This window comes from Mycobacterium sp. IDUB_1 (assembly GCF_055419625.1).
In genome coordinates this window covers 237,036-253,788 of record NZ_JBVAYA010000006.1, presented here as the reverse complement: position 1 = coordinate 253,788, position 16,753 = coordinate 237,036, and the positions used below count along the sequence as shown (strand labels likewise).

Below are 16,753 nucleotides of genomic sequence, written 5' to 3'. Positions count from 1 at the left end.
CCACAGCATCAGAGGAAACCCGATGCCTCGCGATCACGCCCACGGCGCACTGGTCCGGCTCGCCGAGTCCGTTCACCACCGCCTGACGGTCCGCCGCCAGAGCCCCCACACGGTATTCCAAACCTCAACGATGGCAGCGCTTCTCGCGGGTGTGTACGACGGAGACGTCAGCATCGCCGAGCTGCTCGAGCACGGCGATTTCGGTGTGGGTACGTTCAACCACCTCGACGGAGAGATGATCATCATCGACGGCGTGTGTCACCATCTTCGCTCCGACGGATCGGCCTCGCGTGCCACCGGAACGGAATTGACACCCTTCGCCGTCGTGACGTGGTTTCGGCCGCAGGTGTCATTCACCGTGGCGAGACAAACCACACGCGCTGAACTGGCTCAGATGGTGGCGGAGAAGATCACCAGCAGAAACGTGGTTCATGCGGTGAAGGTCCGCGGTCGATTCAGCGAGGTGCGCACCCGCACGGTCGCACAACAGGACAAGCCCTACCCACCGCTGACCCAGGCGACGCGAGGCCAGGCCGAATCGATCGTCACCGACATCGACGGAACGTTGGCGGGCTACTTGACGCCGGACTACGAGCAGGGCATCTCGGTCGCCGGATACCACCTGCACTTTCTCGCTGACGACGAGCACAGCGGCGGGCACAGCCTCGACTTCACCCTCGAGTCGGGCACCGTCGAGTTGGACACCGACGACGAGATTCAGCTGAGCCTGCCTCGCACCGAAGCATTTCGGCGCGCGGCGCTGTCGACGAGTTCGGTTGATGCTCAGGTACGTCAAGCAGAGGGTGGCTAGCGGCCGGGCCCGTAGAGGCCGAAGCGTAGGGCGGGATCATCGGGAACCCAGGTGTTGGTGAACTGGGAGCGTTCGGCCATGGCGACGACACGGCGCAGCAGTGCCTCGCTGAGCTGCAGCTGCGCCGGTTCCCATGTGGCGAGGGCCGCGGCGACGTCGCCGCCGGCCTCGCGCAGTGCTGCCGCCAGTGCCCAACCGTCGGCTGCTGCCTTTGCGGTGCCGGCCGCAGCGTGAGGCCGGGTGGCGCACGCCGCGTCTCCGATCAGGGCGACCCGTCCCTGCGCCATGCGGGTGGAGCGCACGTCGGACAGAACTTGCAGGTACGGGGTCCGGGTGGATGTGACCACTTCCGCGACCGCGGGGGCCAGAAGGTCAACCGCGTCGCGCTTCATCTCTGTGATGTAGCGGTCCTGGACCTGGCCCGGGTGCACCGACACCGCGCCGGAGATGCCGCGCTTGTCGATGAGCATTTCGGTGAGGTCGGGGCCGGCAGGGACATTGCGGTACCAGACATAATTCATCAGCCGATCGTCGAGGCTCACGCTGTTCTCACCGGGGATGGGGCACATCGTGATGTGCGAGTGCGGTATCACGTCGTAGGTGATGGCGTCGCGCAGGACCTCCTGGGTGGTCTGGGCAAGGTCGCTCAGGGCGACGGTGCCGCGCCACCCGATGTATCCGGCGTAGCGCAGTACCGCGTCGGGATCGAATCATTGTCGCGCAACCGATGTCACCCCGTCGGCGAACACGATGAGGTCGGCCGATTCGGTGCGCCCGCTGACGAATCGAACGGTGGCGCACTGATCGCCTTGGCTGAATCCGCAAGCGAATTCGCCGTAGTGGTAGTGCTCGGCGCCGAAGTCGGCCAGCAAGGCCCGGTAGAAGGTGCCCCATGAGGTGTAGGTCCAGGTGCACTCTTCGCGGTAGCGACGTTCCCCGGTGCGGTCGAGATATTGCACGTAGTTGGTCGCGGTGCTGAGGTCGGCGATGTCCTGGGTGCTGCGTTCGGTGAACCAGCGTGTGGTGTCGGGTTGGAGCACGATGCCGCTGCCGCGCCCGTCGAGTGCGGTGGATGAGCGTTCGTAGACCTCGACCTGAAATCCGAGGTCTCGCAGCAGCAGTGCGGTGGTGAGGCCGCCGATCGAACCGCCGACGACAATGGCCGTGCCGTCGCCGTGATGGGTCATGACGGGCCTTTCTCGGAGGAGGGCGTGCCGACCTCGTCGTGAGCGGGGTCGACCGGCAACGTGTGGCCGCGGGTTTCGCGGGCGAATGCCAGGCCGATGAGCGCGACCAACCCGAGGGCGGCGACGCAGGCGGTGGCCAGGCCGAGGTTGCCGCCGAACCACGAGGTGGCGATCGCGCCTGCGGTCAGCGAGCCGAGAGCGGTGACGTAGCGGCCGAAGCTGTTACAGACCGCCAGTGCGGTGGCGCGCACGCTCGGCGGGAACAATTCGGGACCGTAGATGAACGTGCCCGACAGTGCGCCGAAGAGGCCGAATCCCAGAAGTGGCATGGCGATGAGGAATTCGGTGTAGCTGCGATCGAAGGGGAAGGTCCAGGCGACCATGATCGCCGACACCACGAAGCTCATCAGAAATGTCGCGCGGCGTCCGACCGCGTCGGCCAGGAAACCCCAGGACGCGTAGCCGACGATACCGCCGGCATTGAACAGCATCGCGGCGATGGCCACCCGATGGTCGGCGACGTCACGGGTCAGCTGTTCGGCGGCAGAAATCTGGCGCAGGATCTGCGGATACCAGGTGGTGACGCTCCAGAAGGCGATGAGGGCACCGGAGGCGAGCGCGGTGCACACCAGCATGGGCCGCAGCAGCGGCGGTTCGAACAATCTGCGAAGCACGAACCGATCCGCGGCGGTGTCGGTGCCGAGTCGCTTCCGCTCTCGACGTGCGTTCATGTGAGATTCGATTTCGGGGGGCTCGGGCACATAGCGGCGGATGAACCACACCAGCAGGGCGGGGACGCCGGCCAGGAACAGCATCGCCCGCCAACCATGGTGACCGAAGAGTGCGTAAGCGCCTGCAGCAGCGAAGAATCCGGCCGCGTAGCCCGACATCATGATTCCGCACGCGCGGGATCGGTAGCGGTTCCGCCACGTTTCGGCGATCAGCGCGGCGCCGACGGGCGCCTCGACACCACTTCCGAGTCCGGCGATGAAGCGCAGGATTCCCAGCTGCCACCAGGTGTCGGCGAAGGCGGCCAAGGCGCTGAACACGGCATAGGTCACGATGCCCATCGACAACACGCGAGTGCGTCCGAAGTAGTCGGCAAGCAAGCCGAACAGGATGCCGCCGGTGGCCCATCCGATGAGGAATAAGGCAACGGTGAGGCCACCGTAGTAACCGATTGCGGAGGGCTCCACCTGAACCCCGCTGCGCGGCAGGAGTTCGGTCATGGCTGGTCCGAGGACCAGGATGTAGAGGCTGCCGGCGAATCCGTCGAGGCCCCAGCCCAGGGTGGTGCCGGCGAGCACCAGCCATTGCGTTCGGGTGATCTCGCTGCGCCACCCTGCGTTGGGTGTGGTCATTGTTCTCACCTTCTGTTGTGACTGAGGCGTTTTCATCAGTTCAGCCGTCCCTGTTCGTGTCCGCCGTACCAGTCGACGGGTTCGGCGGAGGTGCGCGTGACGATGGTCTTGATCCAGGAGAAGTCGTCGAACGACTCAGTGCCGGCGTCTTTGCCCATCCCGGATTCCTTCGTGCCACCCCACGGCAGTGACGGTTCGAGGCGATGATGATCGTTGATCCACACCATGCCCGCGGTGATGCGCGAAGCGACGCGGTGGGCGCGTGCCACGTCGAGGGTCCACACGCCGGCGCCGAGGCCGTAACGATTGTCGTTGGCCATCGCGATCGCATCGGCTTCGTCGTCGAATGGGATGACGACGGCCACAGGTCCGAAGATCTCCTGCTGGGCAACAGTCATGTCGATCGTGGCATCGGCCAGGACGGTGGGTTGCAGGAAGAAGCCATCGCGCAGCGAGGCGGGCAATTCAGGTACGGCCCCGCCGGCGGCCAAGCGGGCCCCCTCTGTGACGCCGATCTCGATGAGATCGGTGACCTTGTCGCGTTGGCGAGCGCTGATCACGGGACCCATCTGGGTATCGGCCGCAGTGGGGTCACCGATCCGAATGCTGGAGGCGCGGTGCGCGAGGGCGGCGACGAAAGCGTCGTATATGCCGCGTTGCACCAGGAACCGTGAACCGGCGACACAGGATTGGCCGGCAGCGACGAATGCGGCGAATGCCGCACCCTCGGCGGCGTCGACGGGGTTCACGTCATCGAAGACGACGACGGGTGTCTTGCCGCCGAGTTCGGCTGTCACACGAGCAAATCGCGCGGCAGTGGCGACGGCGGCGGCTCGTCCCGCCTCGGTACCGCCCGTCAGGGTGATCTTGGCGACATCGGGGTGCTGGGTCAGCCGAACTCCTGCTTCGCGAGCACCCGTGACGACGTGGAGCACACCGTCGGGAAGACCAGCCTCAGCAGCGATCTCAGCGAGCGCCAGCGTCGTCAGCGGGGTCAGTTCGGAGGGCTTGACCACCACGGTGTTGCCGTTGGCCAGTGCCGCCGACAGACTGCGGGCAAGGATCAGCAGCGGATGGTTGAACGGGGTGATGATCCCGCACACGCCCAGCGGTATCCGCTGCTGGTAGGTCAGGTGCGGACCGTCGCCGGGGAGGACGGCCCAGCGTTGCGCGGCGAGGAGTCCGGCGTTGTAGCGAAACCACTCTGGCACGCGGGACAGTTGAGCGCGGGTCCCGGTGATGGGCCGTCCGTTGTTCAGGGCTTCGAGCGTGTAGAGCCGTTCCGCGGAGGCTTCGACAGCGTCGGCAATGCGCAGCAGGAGGCGGGCGCGTTCGCTACGTGTCATCGCCGGCCAGGGTCCGGACTGGAAGGCGGCCAGCGCGGAAGCCACGGCATCGTCGATGCCAGAAGCGCCGTGCTCGGCCACAGTCTGGATGGTGGCTCCGGTGGCAGGGTTGACGATGCTGCGGGTTCCCGGCGTCGACGTCACCTCGTGCGGGTGTGTCGTCTCGTTCACGGTGTGGGTCATGACATGAGTGTCGTCACAGTGAATGCGGTTCTCAATGTCTCGGCTGACACTACTTGGGATGCTGGTATGTTCCCGACGACATATCGATCGCATTCCCGAGCTGCCACGGTGCGCCGACCGTCGTCACCGCGCTGATACCGACGCAACTGCGGCGTGCACCGAGCTGATCGCACTGGAGCCCTCCCCCACCGCTGCGGCAACCCGCTTGATCGAACCCGATCTCACGTCACCGACCGCCATCACCGCGGGCAGGCTCGTCTCGAAAGGCAACGGGCGCCGAGAAAGCGCACCCCAGCGGGGACCAAGCGCGTCGTCGGGTATCTGCGCGTCGGTGAGGATGAACCCGTGATCGTCGAGGGCGACGCCGGTCAGCCAGCCTGTGGCGGGCGCGGCGCCGATGAAGCAGAACAAGCCGATGCAATCGCGACGGTCGACACGGACACTGCCGTCGTCGAGGGTGGTGGTCGTGGTGATCGCCGCGAGGTGGTCGGCGCCGTGCAATCCGGTGATCTCGGTGCGAGTGTGCACCGTGATCCTGGGATGGGCCAGGATTCGATCGGCGAGGTAGGCCGACATGCCCGCGGTCAGTGACGTACTGCGTATGCATATGTCGACCACGCTGCCGCGCTCGGCGAGAAACAGTGCAGCCTGCCCTGCCGAGTTCGCTCCGCCGACAACGGTCACCGGGGAGGAGGCACATGCGCGTGCCTCCAGTTCCGTTGCAGCATAGAAGATCCCAGCTCCCTCGACGTCCGACCACCGATGCAGGGGCAGCGATCGATACTGCGCGCCGGTCGCGACGACGACCGCTCGTGCGGTGATGACGCCGCCATCGGCCAGTCGAACCTCGATGCCGTCATCGGCGCAGTGGATGCCGGTGACGCGGCGAGGGGCGTCGATGCGAGCGCCGAACTTCTGTGCCTGAATGGCGGCGCGGCCGGTGAGGTCGGCGCCGCTGAGACCGGAGGTGAACCCGAGATAGTTCTCGATGCGGGAGCTGTTGGCCGCTTGACCTCCCGGCGCGACAGAATCCAGCACCAGCGTCCGCAGCCCCTCCGACGCACCGTAGACCGCAGCGCCCAGTCCTGCCGGGCCCGCTCCGATCACGACCACGTCGACGTCGGCATCATCGATCTCGCGATGAGTGAAGCCGAACACATCAGCCAGGTGAGCGGGTGTAGCGCGGCGGATGACCATGTCGGCAGTCATCACGGCAGGGAGATCGGCTGCGGTCAGCGCGGCGTCGCGGGCCAACCGGACACCTGCCTCGGAGCGGAAATCGGTCCACGTGAAAGGCAATTGGAGGCGGTCGAGGTAGGTGTGCAGGGCCAGCGCGCGTGCTGACGGAGCGCCGGCGAGGATCTCGATGGTGCCGGCCTGCCGAGTCAGCAGGTTCTGCCTGCGGGCCACCAGGGCCCGCAGGATGACATCGGAGAGGTCGGGTTGCTCGTCCATCAGACGGCGGAACTGCAAGGGGTCGATTCGCACGACCGTGCCCGCGGTGGACACGCGGCCGTCGAAGTAGGTGGCTTGACCGGTGAGCAGATTCAATTCCCCGCTGAACTGACGAGGTCCATAGTGTGCAACCACCTTCTCCGGCGTGTCGGAGATGGCGCGCCGGACCACTTCGATCGTGCCCGTCTGCACGAGGACCATGTCGCAACCGGCTTGGCCCGCCTCGAACAACAATTGGCCGGCGGTGACGTGGTGTCTAGTTCCATAGCTGCTCAACACTTTCCACTGGTCGTCAGTGAGAAGTGGGGCGGCCGGGTTGTCGCCGGCTCGCGCCGAGCAACCCAGCGCCACCGCCAGCGCCGAGGTCGTCTGCCGAAGCGCGGCCACAGCTGCAGCGGTATCGGCCAATGCATCCAGTGCGACGAAGTCGTGGATGGTGCCGCCGTAGCGCACCGAGGTGGTGGGAACACCGGCATGCCGCAGCAGGGCGGCCAATGCCTCTCCGTCATCGCGGACCGGGTCGGCTTCGGCGGTGATGACGAGCGTCGGCGGCATGCCGACGAAGCGGGCGTGACCGGCACTCAGCAGGGACGCCTCGTCGCCGCTCGGGTCGTCATCGCCGGCGTGGTGCTCCCACCACCGTTTCACGGTCTCCTCGGAGAGGAGGAATCCGTCGGCGAAGTCCCGATGCGACGGTCCGCTGCGGCCGGGATCGGCCAGTGGACACACGAGCGCAACGTAGAGCAACTCGAACTGTCTGCACTGCAACGCTTTTACGGCGACCGCCGCCGCGAGCGTGGCTCCGATCGAATCTCCGACGAGGGCAATACGGGTCGGATCGATACCTCGTGGGGCGCCGTGTTCGGCCACCCATCGGCACACCGCGTGAATCTGCTCGACGGTGCGCCGACTGCTGGTCTGCCAGGCATCGCCGTAGTCCGGGCAGACCACGGTGGCGCCGGTGTGCACGACCAGATGGTGCACCAGTCGGTCGTGGATGATCGCCGCTCCGGACATCAGTTCCCCGCCACGCACGTAGACGATGGCCGGCACCGGGTCGGTGATGGCGGTGGGTCACACGATGCGCACCGTGATGACCCCGGAGTCTTCGCAGTCGACGACGCTCCACTCCTCATGGTCGGAGTCGACGGCAGCCCGCTGCTCTCCCGACGACGTCGAGTCGCCGGACAGCAGCGCCTGCACTGCCGGGTCGAGTCCTGAGGTGCTCACCTGACCGGCCATCGGATGATCCCTTCGTCGAGTCGGCTCCACCTTCTCCCAGTCAGTCGAGGCTGCCATCAGTCGGTTGACTGATGACAATGGTTGGCGCGCGGGCCTTTTGAGATGTGCCCGTGCCGGTCACCGCGCACTCAGTCACCCGACTGATGCGGCTATCGCGCGCGGTGTCACACACTGACGACATGACAGCTGTTGACACCTTGGCCGATGAGTTCATCAAGGTCTTGCCGGGCGCCGGGGCGGTGATCACCAACGCCACCGACCTGACTCGGCACGGTCGCGACTTCTGGGGGTTCGGCGGCACCCCCGGATTGCTGCTGCGGCCCCGCACCCGTGACGAGGTGGTCGCCATCGTCACCGTCGCTGCGGAACTGGGTGTCTCCCTGGTGACCCGAGGTGGCGGCTCCAACTGTGCCGCAGCCGTCATGGCTGACCCGAGCCGAGTGATGATCGACATGTCGGCGATGAACCAGATCCTGGCCGTGGACCCGGATGGCCGCACAGCGCGCGTTCAACCAGGAGTGATCAACATTGCGCTGCAGGAGGTTCTGGCGCCACACGGGCTTTGCTTCTCGCCGGATCCGGTGTCGGCGCATCTTGCGACCGTCGGAGGCAACATCATCGAGAACGCCGGCGGCCCGCACGCACTGAAATACGGCGTCACCTACAACCACGTGCTCGAGGCCGAGGCGGTGCTCGCTGACGGGACAGTGATCCGACTACGCGCCGACGACGACGGTGCCGATCTACTCGGCATCCTCATCGGGTCAGAAGGCACCCTGGCCATCCTCACCGAGGCCACCGTGTCGTTGCGCCCACTCCCGCCGGTGACCCGCAGCCTGATGGGTAGTTTTGCGACGACCCACGCAGCTGCGGACACAGTGGCCGCGATCATCGAGACCGGCACTGTGCCCGCGTGTGTCGAATGGCTTGACCACGCCGGCATAGTGGGCCTGCAGCCCTACGCCGACACCGGATATCCCCCCGATGCGGCCGCGATCGTGCTGATCGACATCGACGGCACGGCCCAAGAAGTGGAGCGAGACTCCGCGGTCGTGGAGGCGGTGCTGCGACGCAACGCCGTCGAGGTCCGCCGCGCCGATGACGACGATGCCCGAAACAAGCTGTGGTTCGGGCGACTGCACGCACCCGACACCGTTGTGCAGAGCGGCAAGGGCTTCTTCATCGGCGACGTCACCGTTCCGCGTCAGCACTTCCCCGAGATGCAGGACGCGATCCAGGCGGCCGCCGCCCGCCACGCCGACGGTCTGCTGTTCATCATGGTCTGCGGGCACGCCGGGGACGGTGACCTGCATCCCTTCACGTTCTACGACCGCGACAATCCGAAGGCGCCCGCCGCTCTGCGTCTGGGTGGGACCATCACCGGCGAACACGGGGTCGGCACCGAGAAGCGCCTGTTCATGACCAAGCGATTCACCGCGGTCGAGATCTCGGCCCAGCGGGCGATCAAACGCGTTTTCGACCCACGCGGCCTGTTCAATCCCGGCATCATGTTGCCCGACCAATCCGTCGACGAACCCACAGTGGGGCGGTTCGAGGCCGCGGTGCGCAGGGCGCTGAGTCGACATCGGCCGGCCGCCACGGGAGGACAACCCGCTCGAGACGGTGCTGCGGCGCCCCCTCCGGGTGAGCGGGAACCGTCCGGCCCGAGCACCGAGATCACCGTCAACAAAGCCAATCTGAGCTTGGTCGTGGGAGCCGGGGTGACGCTCGCCGACCTGGCGGCATACCTCGACGAACAGCACGTCGGCTGCGCGGCGATCCCGACGCGGGCCACCGGCCGGACTGTCGGTGAGTTGATAGCCACCGCCAGTGGCAGCGAGCGCGACGCCATACGTCACGCTCTTCTGGGCGTGGACGTCATCCTGCCCGATGGTGACGCGCATGCGCGGTTCGGTGGGGAGAGCATGAAGGACGTCGCCGGATATGACACGAAGCGACTGTTCATCGGCAGCGGTGACGCGTTCGGGACCGTTGGCGCGGCCATCTTCAAGATCACGGTCGATCGCGCCGCGGCCTGAGTGCTAGGGGGTCATCGGCTATCACTGCCGGCGGTCGCCGTGTCCGCAGCGAGGAACTGCGGGCCGGTGGGGCCGAGACCGGACTGCGCGGCCAGCCGAACACCGGCACGAGCGACGGCATGCAGATGGTGCAACCGTGCCCGCTCCCACAGGCCCAATGAGGGCAGCGGAAGCGCGGTTCCGGGGACCCACCCCGCCAACGTCCGGGCAAGCCCGGCCGCGTCGCCGAACGCCTTGGAGGTGCCCGAGGCGGTGTGGGGTCGTACCGTTCCGGCGGCGTCGCCGATCAGCACCACGTGATCGGCGACCATGCGGGCTGGGGGGAGGTCGTACACGGGTTGCAGGAACACCCGAGACGCAGCGATCAGTTCGTCGAAGGCCGCGGGTAATCGGCTGGCAGCCAGATCGCGAAGGGCGGTCATCGAGGCGTCGCTGAGTTCCCCCGGCGGTAAGAACTGTTCGAAGCGTTGCCCGCTGCGTCCGGTCACGAGCGATGCGACCCGCGCCTCGGCGGTGTTGACGTACAACACCCAGTTGACACGACGCAGGCCCGCGGAGGTGTGCCCGGTGGACCCGGGCACCAAGTAGCACAGCATCTGCAGTCCCGGAACGGCGAAGATGGTGAATCGCTCGGCAAGCAGATCGACCAGGCGCTCAGAGATCTCAGCTTCAGCCTCGAGTCCCCGAAACGCCACGTAGCCGCTGTATCTCACGTCGTCTCGCCCGGTGAGCAGTCGCCGGGTCGTCGACCCGATGCCGTCTGCGCCGACGACGACATCGCCGGTGGCGGTGTTCCCGTCACCGAATGTCGCGGTCAGCGCAGTTTCGCCGCCCGCGAGGCCGGTCAGTGTGCTGTCGAGTCGTAAGACGTCGCCGAGCGGCTCACGAAGGGCGTGATACAGGGTGTCCCAGGCGGTCATCCACTGCGGCGCCGAGTAGCGATGGGGGTCACCATCGTGATGCAGCTGCTGACGTTCGGCCAACAGCACGCTGACCGAGGGCACCGACCGGCCGAGTCGGGCGAGCAGATCGGCGACCTCCTGCTGCATGACGATGCCGGCGCCACGCGGCTGCGTGCGGTCCACCGACCGCTCGTACACCGCGACATCGGCTCCGATCGAACGCATTTCGTGGGCACACGCCAGCCCACCGAGGGATCCGCCGACGATGAGCGTGTGCATCTCAGCCGAACGCCCTTGCATAGCGGACCGGATGGGACAGGTGGTGGCCGAGATGATCGGCAGCCTGCCGAATCCACGCCGGGTTGCGAAGCAGTACGCGGGCCAGGAACACCGCGTCGGCGTTCCCGTCGGCGATGATCCTGTCAGCCTGCTCCGGGTCGGTGATGAGCCCGACTGCCGCAGTGGGAATGTCGACGTCCCTGCGCACCCGAGCGGAGAAGGGCACCTGGTAGCTGGGTGAGACGGGAATGGTGGCATCCGGTGCCGATCCGCCCGAGGAGACGTCGACCAGATCGACACCGAGGCCCTTGAGCCGCGCGGCCAGCTCGACGGTGTCGGCGAGCGTCCACCCCGGCCGGACGTCGTCGGTGTCACCGGCGAGCCAGTCAGTGGCCGAGACGCGGAAGAAGAGCGGTAGTTCGTCTGGCCAGACCGAGCGCACCGCAGCGACGACTTCGAGGGCGAACCGCATCCTGTGCTCCAGGGGGCCGCCGTAACCGTCGTGACGGTGATTGGAGTGTGGCGACAAGAACTGATGGATCAAGTAGCCATGGGCGCCGTGAATCTCCAGCGTCTGGAAACCGGATTCGGCGGCGCGGCGCGCCGCGTTCGCGAACGCCTCGACGATGGCTGCGATGTCGTCGGTGCTCAGCTGCGCCGGGGCAGGCAACCGCCCGAACGCCACCTCGCTGGGCCCCACGGTTTCCCAGGGCTGGTGCGGGGGCCGGTTCTCGTCCGGCCAGGGAACCCCCGTGGAGCCCTTACGCCCCGCGTGCACTATCTGGATGCCGGGGACAGTCCCCTGGTCCTTGAGGAAGCTGGTGAGACGGCGAAACGACTCCGCCTGAACGTCATTCCAGAGGCCCAGGTCGTGGTGACTGCTTCGCCCCAACGGGTCCACGGCGGTGGCCTCCACCATCACCAGCGCGGCACCGGCCACCGCGCGGGAGCCCAGGTGTTGCAGATGCCAGTCGGTGGGTGAGCCGGTAGCGGGACCCTCGGGGACGCCGGCGAACTGCATCATCGGCGACATCCAGGCCCTGTGGGCGTAGGTGATGTCCCGCAATGTCAAGGGCGAGAAAAGATGTGGCATCGTGATCCCCGATCAGCCTGTGAGAAATTCGAGAAGGTCGGCATTGATGACGTCGGCGTGTGTGGTGGGCATCCCGTGCGGGAATTGGTCGCGGTAGGTGCGCAGGGTGCTGTTGCGCAACAGCGCAGCCGATTTCGGTCCGGCCGCTACATAGGGCACGATCTGGTCGTCGACGCTGTGCATCACCAGCGTCGGGACAGTGATCTTCTTCAGGTCTTCGGTGAAGTTGGTCTGCGAGAACGCGACGATGCCGTCGTAGTGCGACAGGGCGTCGCCCATCATGCCCTGGCGCCACCAGTTCTCGATGATCGCTTTTGACGAAGGGACGCCGGGCTGGTCGAAGTTGTAGAACGGTCCCGCGGGCAGTGCGCGGTAGAACTCCGATCGGTTTGCGGCGAGCTGGGCCTGCAATCCGTCGAACACGCTCTTGGGCAGTCCCTCCGGGTTGGCATCGGTCTGCACCATCAGCGGCGGGACGGCACTGATGAGAGCGGCCATGGACGCGCGCTCTTCGCCATGGCGGGCCAGGTACCGAACCACTTCTCCGCCGCCGGTGGAGTGACCGATGTGGATGACGTCGTGCAAGTCGAGGTGCCCGACGAGGGCGGCCAGGTCATCGGCGTAGTGATCGAGATCGTGCCCACCCGGTGTTTGGGTGGAACGTCCGTGGCCGCGCCGGTCGTGCGCGATCACACGGTAGCCCTGGGCCAGGAAGAAGAGCATCTGGTTGTCCCAGTCATCCGACGAGAGCGGCCAGCCGTGACTGACGACGATCGGCTGCCCGTGCCCCCGGTCCTTGAAGAAGATCTCCGTCCCGTCGGCGGTGGTGATGGTGGCCATGAAAGCTCCTCGGTGGTGATCGGTGACTCGGCCTCAGGACCGTCCGACGCCGAGCGCGTCGACGGGATTGGTGGGCGTGCTCGACCATCGGTGGCCAGGCCGTTGTCGACCTCGGGTCGAGTATCGGCGAGGACGTTCCCAGCGTCATCAGTCGTGTGACTGATGGCTCGGGTTCGCGCAGGTGGGAGCGTTGCACGATGAGCCGAATCGTCGAGGGACGGTTTATGATCGACGCAGATCACGCGGTGACAGGCCGCGTCTGGGCGGCAGGGCGCGGCGTGTGAGTACCGATGGACGACCTGGTGGTGTGGTTCTCGACCCGGCAGCCGCCGAGTTGGTCGAGGCGATGCGCACGCCCCCGACGCTGCGGGACCTCGGACCCGAAGACGGTCGAGTGGCGCTGCGCGAAGTCCAACAGAGCAGCATCGCAGGTCCGGGGATCGTGGCGAGATTTCACACCGCCGAGGTGGGGCCGTCGGATCTGACCGGGTTCTGGATCGTGCGACCAGAGGATGCCGTCGGGCCGCTTCCCGCGGTTCTGTACCTGCACGGGGGACGCTGGATGTTCGGCGATGTCGACACCCACGCCGCCGTCATCGGAGAGTTCGCGCTGCGGTGTCAGGTGGCGATGGTGGTGCCCGAGTACAGCCGCACCCCGGAGGCGCGGTATCCCGTAGCGCTGGAGGAGTGCTACGCAACGCTGCGGCGGGTCTACGACGACGCTGACGAATTCGGTTTGGACGCAAAGAATTTCGCTATTGCCGGCGACTGCGCCGGGGCGACGTTGGCGGTCGCCGTCGCAATGGTGACCAAGTCCCGCGGCGGCCCGCGCCTTCGCGCTCAACTTCTCTACTATCCCCCCACTGACGCATCGTGCCGATCGGAGTCGCACCGGACTTTCGCCTCGGGATATCTGATCAGCAGCTCCGAGCAAGCGTGGTACTGGGACCAGTACTGCGACGGTGACGTCGAATGTCCCACGGTGTCACCGCTCTACGCGACACACGACGATCTGAGCGGTCTGCCGTCGACCCTGATCGTCACCGCCGAAGCAGATGTCGTCCGCGACGAAGGCGCGCACTTCGCCGTGAAACTACGGCGCGCGGGTGTCGAGGTGACGGCGGTGCGCTATCTGGGCGCGGTGCACGACTTCGTGGTGCTCAGGCAACTCGCCGACAGCCCACCCACCAGGGCGGCGGTTGAACAGGGTGTCGCATTCCTCAACGAGGCCCTCCTGCGATGACCTCCACCCGTACTGTGTGCCCCGTCGGCCGCGCCGACGCGATCGCGGCTGTATCGGCGGTCGCCGGTGGCGTCCCTGGCGCCGCCCCGGCGCTGATCGTGTTCGGGGCTGCCGGCATCGGAAAGACGACCCTGCTGCACTACGTCATCGACCATATCGGCGACCGGGGCGTCGTGTTGCCCACCTCAGGCATGGCACGATCACCGTTGCGGGTACGGATGGTCAAGTTGCTCTGGCCATTACGCGACCACGTCGCCGGCCTGCCCCGCGCGCTCCGCGAGGAACTCGACGATCTCTTCGACGGCTCTGTCGCAACGGCACTGCACCGTGACCTTCTCATCGACGCCGTCACCGCATTGCTCGACGCAGCCCGCGTCCCGGTGTTGCTGACCGTCGACGACATCGACCAGGCCGATGACGACGCTCGCGACTTGCTTCTCGCTGTGGCCGCGCAGCTGACCGGGACGCGCGTGCGAGCCGTCCTGGCTGCGCGTCGGCGCGATGTCCTCGGTGGTGCCGCACGATCGATCGCGACACTGGACCTGGGCCCGCTGTCGGCGTCTGCATCAGCCGAACTGCTTGATGCCCAGCTGATTCAACCCGACCGAAGTGTTCGCGGTGAGATCATCCGCTGGGCGCGTGGCAACCCGCTGGCGTTGATCGAGTACGCCCGCGCCTACGGCCGCAATCAAACCAAGACATTTCACGGCGCCACGTTGAACGAACTGGCCGGCTACCACCCGGTGTTCGTGGATCAGATCTCCGCGCTCCCCGCCGACACGCGTCGGCTCCTGCTCGTGGCTGCAGCGGCCACCGGGTACGAGACCATCGACGCCATCACTGCGGCCGCAGGCCTCGACGATGACTTCACCGCATGGCAGCCGGCCCGCGCCGCGGGCATCGTCGAGTTCACCGACGACCGACATGTCGTCTTCGCGAACGCCATGATCCGTTCGGCCGCATTCGCCGACGGAGATCTGGGCTCTCAACGCAGCGCGCACCGCGCGCTGGCCGCCAGTCAGGGCCTCAAGGACAGCCTGCGGGCCTGGCATCTGGCTGCCGCGGCGTCCGAGCCGGACGAGACGATCGCCGCAGCCTTGGAAGACTCAGCCATCGCCTCGTCGTGCCTGGGCAGGGAATTGGAATTGGCACGCGCACTCCAGCGGGCAGCAGAGATGAGTCCTCGGCGTAGCGACGCCGCACGGCGCTACGCGCAGGCCGCCAGTGCCGCGAATTTCGGGGGCGATCCCGGTTGGGCACACGCGCTGACCGAAGTCCCCCTCACCGAGGCCGACGATCCCGATGTCGCGGGTTTCGCGGCATTGACCGGTGCGTCGGTACAGCTGCAGTACGGGCGCGTCACCGAGTCCTTCGACACGATTCGCGCCGTCCTGGACGGCCGTCGGCCCACCGACACCCACCTGCAGCTCGCGCTGCTCTACGCGGCAGCAGGCGCATCCTTCTACACCGGTGCCCGCGAGCACCGCCAACACCTGCAGGGTTGGTTGCCGACCATCGAGACACCCACCGCGCCGAGCCGCTACGCGGTTCCATTCCCCACCACCGTGGCACCGTTGCAGCTCGCATACGTCAGGATGTATGCCGAGACGGCCGCATCGACGACGGCGCGACCCCGTGAATTCGACCGCGCATGGTTGCGGACCCAGTCCCACCAGGACGCAACGGCTCGTACGGCACGACAACTCATCACCGGAGCGATGGCGTACGCCTGCGAGGAAAGCGCCATCGCCGCCGCCGAACTGGGTCACGCCGTGGACGACATGTCAAAGCTGACGGGACTACGCGGGTTCGCCTTCGCGCTGGCACCGCTGGCGTGGGCACTGCTCGACACCGGCCGGTGGGACGAGTTGACTCACCTGTTCGGGCTTGCCGACTCAGCGACCGCCGTGCATTCCATGGTCCTGGTCGAGCGTGAGATTACTGCCTGCGCAGCTCAATTACACGCGTTCCGAGGCGACGTCACGGCAGCAGCCGCTGCGCTCGGCCGCGCTCGCAACGTCACTCCCGGCACCGGCACGCCCCCGCCGGCGACCGACGTGGCTCTCACCCGCGCCTCGGGCTGGATGGCGGTGGCTGCCGGAGACTTCGACGAAGCCTTCCGCCGATTCCGAGCGGCTTTCCAGGACAACGCCGATCCGGTCCACTTCGTGGTTTCCTACCGCGCGGTGGCCGACATCGCGTGGGCGGCCGCGCGATGTGGGCGAGCCGAGGAGGTCGCGCCCCTCATCGCCAAGATCGGCCGCCACGTGATGACCAGGCCCCCCACCCGGCTTCGTCTGCTCCAACATCAGGCCCTCGCCCTGACCACCGCCGGCCACCGTGCCGAACACCATTTCAAGCTCGCCGTGTTCGACCCCGCTGGCGACCAGTGGCCGCTGGACAGGGCACGGGCTCGGCTGCATTACGGCGAGTGGCTTCGACGGGCCCGCCGCCCCGCCGAAGCGAGATTGCTGCTCGGCGCGGCGTTGGAGGTGTTCACCCGACTCGGCGCTGCACCGCTGGCCGACATCGCGCGCAGCGAACTGCGTGCCGCTGGCGTGCTCACCGACGAGCCGGCCTCCCCCGATGCCCTGCAGGACCTGACCGCCCAGGAACGTCAGATCGTGACGATGGCGGCGTCCGGAATGACCAACCGTGAGATCGCAGACCGACTGAAGATCTCGCCGCGCACGGTGGCATCCCACCTGTACCACGTGTACCCGAAGCTGGGTGTCACACGCCGTCACGAATTGCGTGTGTTCACCACCTGAC

The 16,753-nt window shown here is 66.9% G+C and carries 11 protein-coding genes and 1 pseudogene; 4 read left to right on the top strand and 8 right to left on the bottom strand.

Features of this window, described 5'->3' with window-relative positions; all coding sequences use genetic code 11:
* Positions 1–22 precede the first annotated feature (22 nt).
* Positions 23–811 carry an acetolactate decarboxylase gene (budA, locus tag ACZYYX_RS27565; protein ID WP_463817998.1) on the top strand — a complete coding sequence of 263 codons (789 nt, stop codon included), beginning with the start codon at positions 23–25 and terminating at the stop codon, positions 809–811.
* On the opposite strand, the pseudogene ACZYYX_RS27560 reads toward budA, so the two are convergent.
* The 5 genes and pseudogenes from ACZYYX_RS27560 to ACZYYX_RS27540 all read right to left on the bottom strand — a co-directional run bounded on the left by ACZYYX_RS27560 (position 808) and on the right by ACZYYX_RS27540 (position 7,642).
* A pseudogene (locus ACZYYX_RS27560) lies at positions 808–1,998 on the bottom strand (FAD binding domain-containing protein). The gene budA and the pseudogene ACZYYX_RS27560 overlap by 4 nt on opposite strands.
* Positions 1,995–3,359: an MFS transporter gene (locus tag ACZYYX_RS27555; protein ID WP_463817997.1), complete on the bottom strand. Its 1,365-nt coding sequence runs from the start codon at positions 3,357–3,359 to the stop codon at positions 1,995–1,997. Before ACZYYX_RS27555 ends, ACZYYX_RS27560 begins: the two are co-directional and overlap by 4 nt.
* A 35-nt stretch (positions 3,360–3,394) precedes the next feature.
* On the bottom strand, positions 3,395–4,888 hold the full coding sequence (locus ACZYYX_RS27550; RefSeq protein WP_463817996.1) for an aldehyde dehydrogenase family protein: 1,494 nt from the start codon (positions 4,886–4,888) through the stop codon (positions 3,395–3,397).
* 123 nt (positions 4,889–5,011) lie between these two features.
* Positions 5,012–7,408: an alpha/beta hydrolase fold domain-containing protein gene (locus tag ACZYYX_RS27545; protein WP_463818057.1), complete on the bottom strand. Its 2,397-nt coding sequence runs from the start codon at positions 7,406–7,408 to the stop codon at positions 5,012–5,014.
* A 9-nt stretch (positions 7,409–7,417) separates the two neighbouring features.
* The gene (locus ACZYYX_RS27540) at positions 7,418–7,642 is read right to left on the bottom strand and encodes a hypothetical protein (RefSeq protein WP_463817995.1); all 225 of its coding nucleotides are present in this window, start codon (positions 7,640–7,642) and stop codon (positions 7,418–7,420) included.
* A gap of 122 nt (positions 7,643–7,764) precedes the next feature.
* On the opposite strand from ACZYYX_RS27540, the gene ACZYYX_RS27535 reads away from it, so the two are divergent.
* Positions 7,765–9,624, top strand: coding sequence for an FAD-binding oxidoreductase (locus ACZYYX_RS27535; RefSeq protein WP_463817994.1), 1,860 nt, complete (start codon positions 7,765–7,767; stop codon positions 9,622–9,624).
* Positions 9,625–9,635: 11 nt separating this feature from the next.
* Here ACZYYX_RS27535 and ACZYYX_RS27530 read toward each other — a convergent pair whose 3' ends face one another.
* The 3 genes from ACZYYX_RS27530 to ACZYYX_RS27520 are packed head-to-tail and all read right to left on the bottom strand — an operon-like array spanning position 9,636 to position 12,738.
* Positions 9,636–10,805, bottom strand: a complete 1,170-nt coding sequence (locus ACZYYX_RS27530) for an FAD binding domain-containing protein (RefSeq protein WP_463817993.1) — start codon at positions 10,803–10,805, stop codon at positions 9,636–9,638.
* A 1-nt stretch (position 10,806) separates the two neighbouring features.
* The gene (locus ACZYYX_RS27525; protein WP_463817992.1) at positions 10,807–11,898 is read right to left on the bottom strand and encodes an NADH:flavin oxidoreductase/NADH oxidase; all 1,092 of its coding nucleotides are present in this window, start codon (positions 11,896–11,898) and stop codon (positions 10,807–10,809) included.
* A gap of 12 nt (positions 11,899–11,910) precedes the next feature.
* Positions 11,911–12,738, bottom strand: coding sequence for an alpha/beta fold hydrolase (locus ACZYYX_RS27520; protein ID WP_463817991.1), 828 nt, complete (start codon positions 12,736–12,738; stop codon positions 11,911–11,913).
* 280 nt (positions 12,739–13,018) lie between these two features.
* Here ACZYYX_RS27520 and ACZYYX_RS27515 point away from each other — a divergent pair, with 280 nt between their 5' ends.
* Together ACZYYX_RS27515 and ACZYYX_RS27510 are read left to right on the top strand one after the other, a co-directional pair.
* A complete protein-coding gene (locus ACZYYX_RS27515; RefSeq protein ID WP_463817990.1) occupies positions 13,019–13,981 on the top strand; it encodes an alpha/beta hydrolase in 963 nt (320 codons plus the stop codon).
* Positions 13,978–16,752, top strand: a complete 2,775-nt coding sequence (locus tag ACZYYX_RS27510; RefSeq protein ID WP_463817989.1) for a LuxR C-terminal-related transcriptional regulator — start codon at positions 13,978–13,980, stop codon at positions 16,750–16,752. The genes ACZYYX_RS27515 and ACZYYX_RS27510 overlap by 4 nt, the downstream gene beginning before the upstream one ends.
* Position 16,753: the final 1 nt, after the last annotated feature.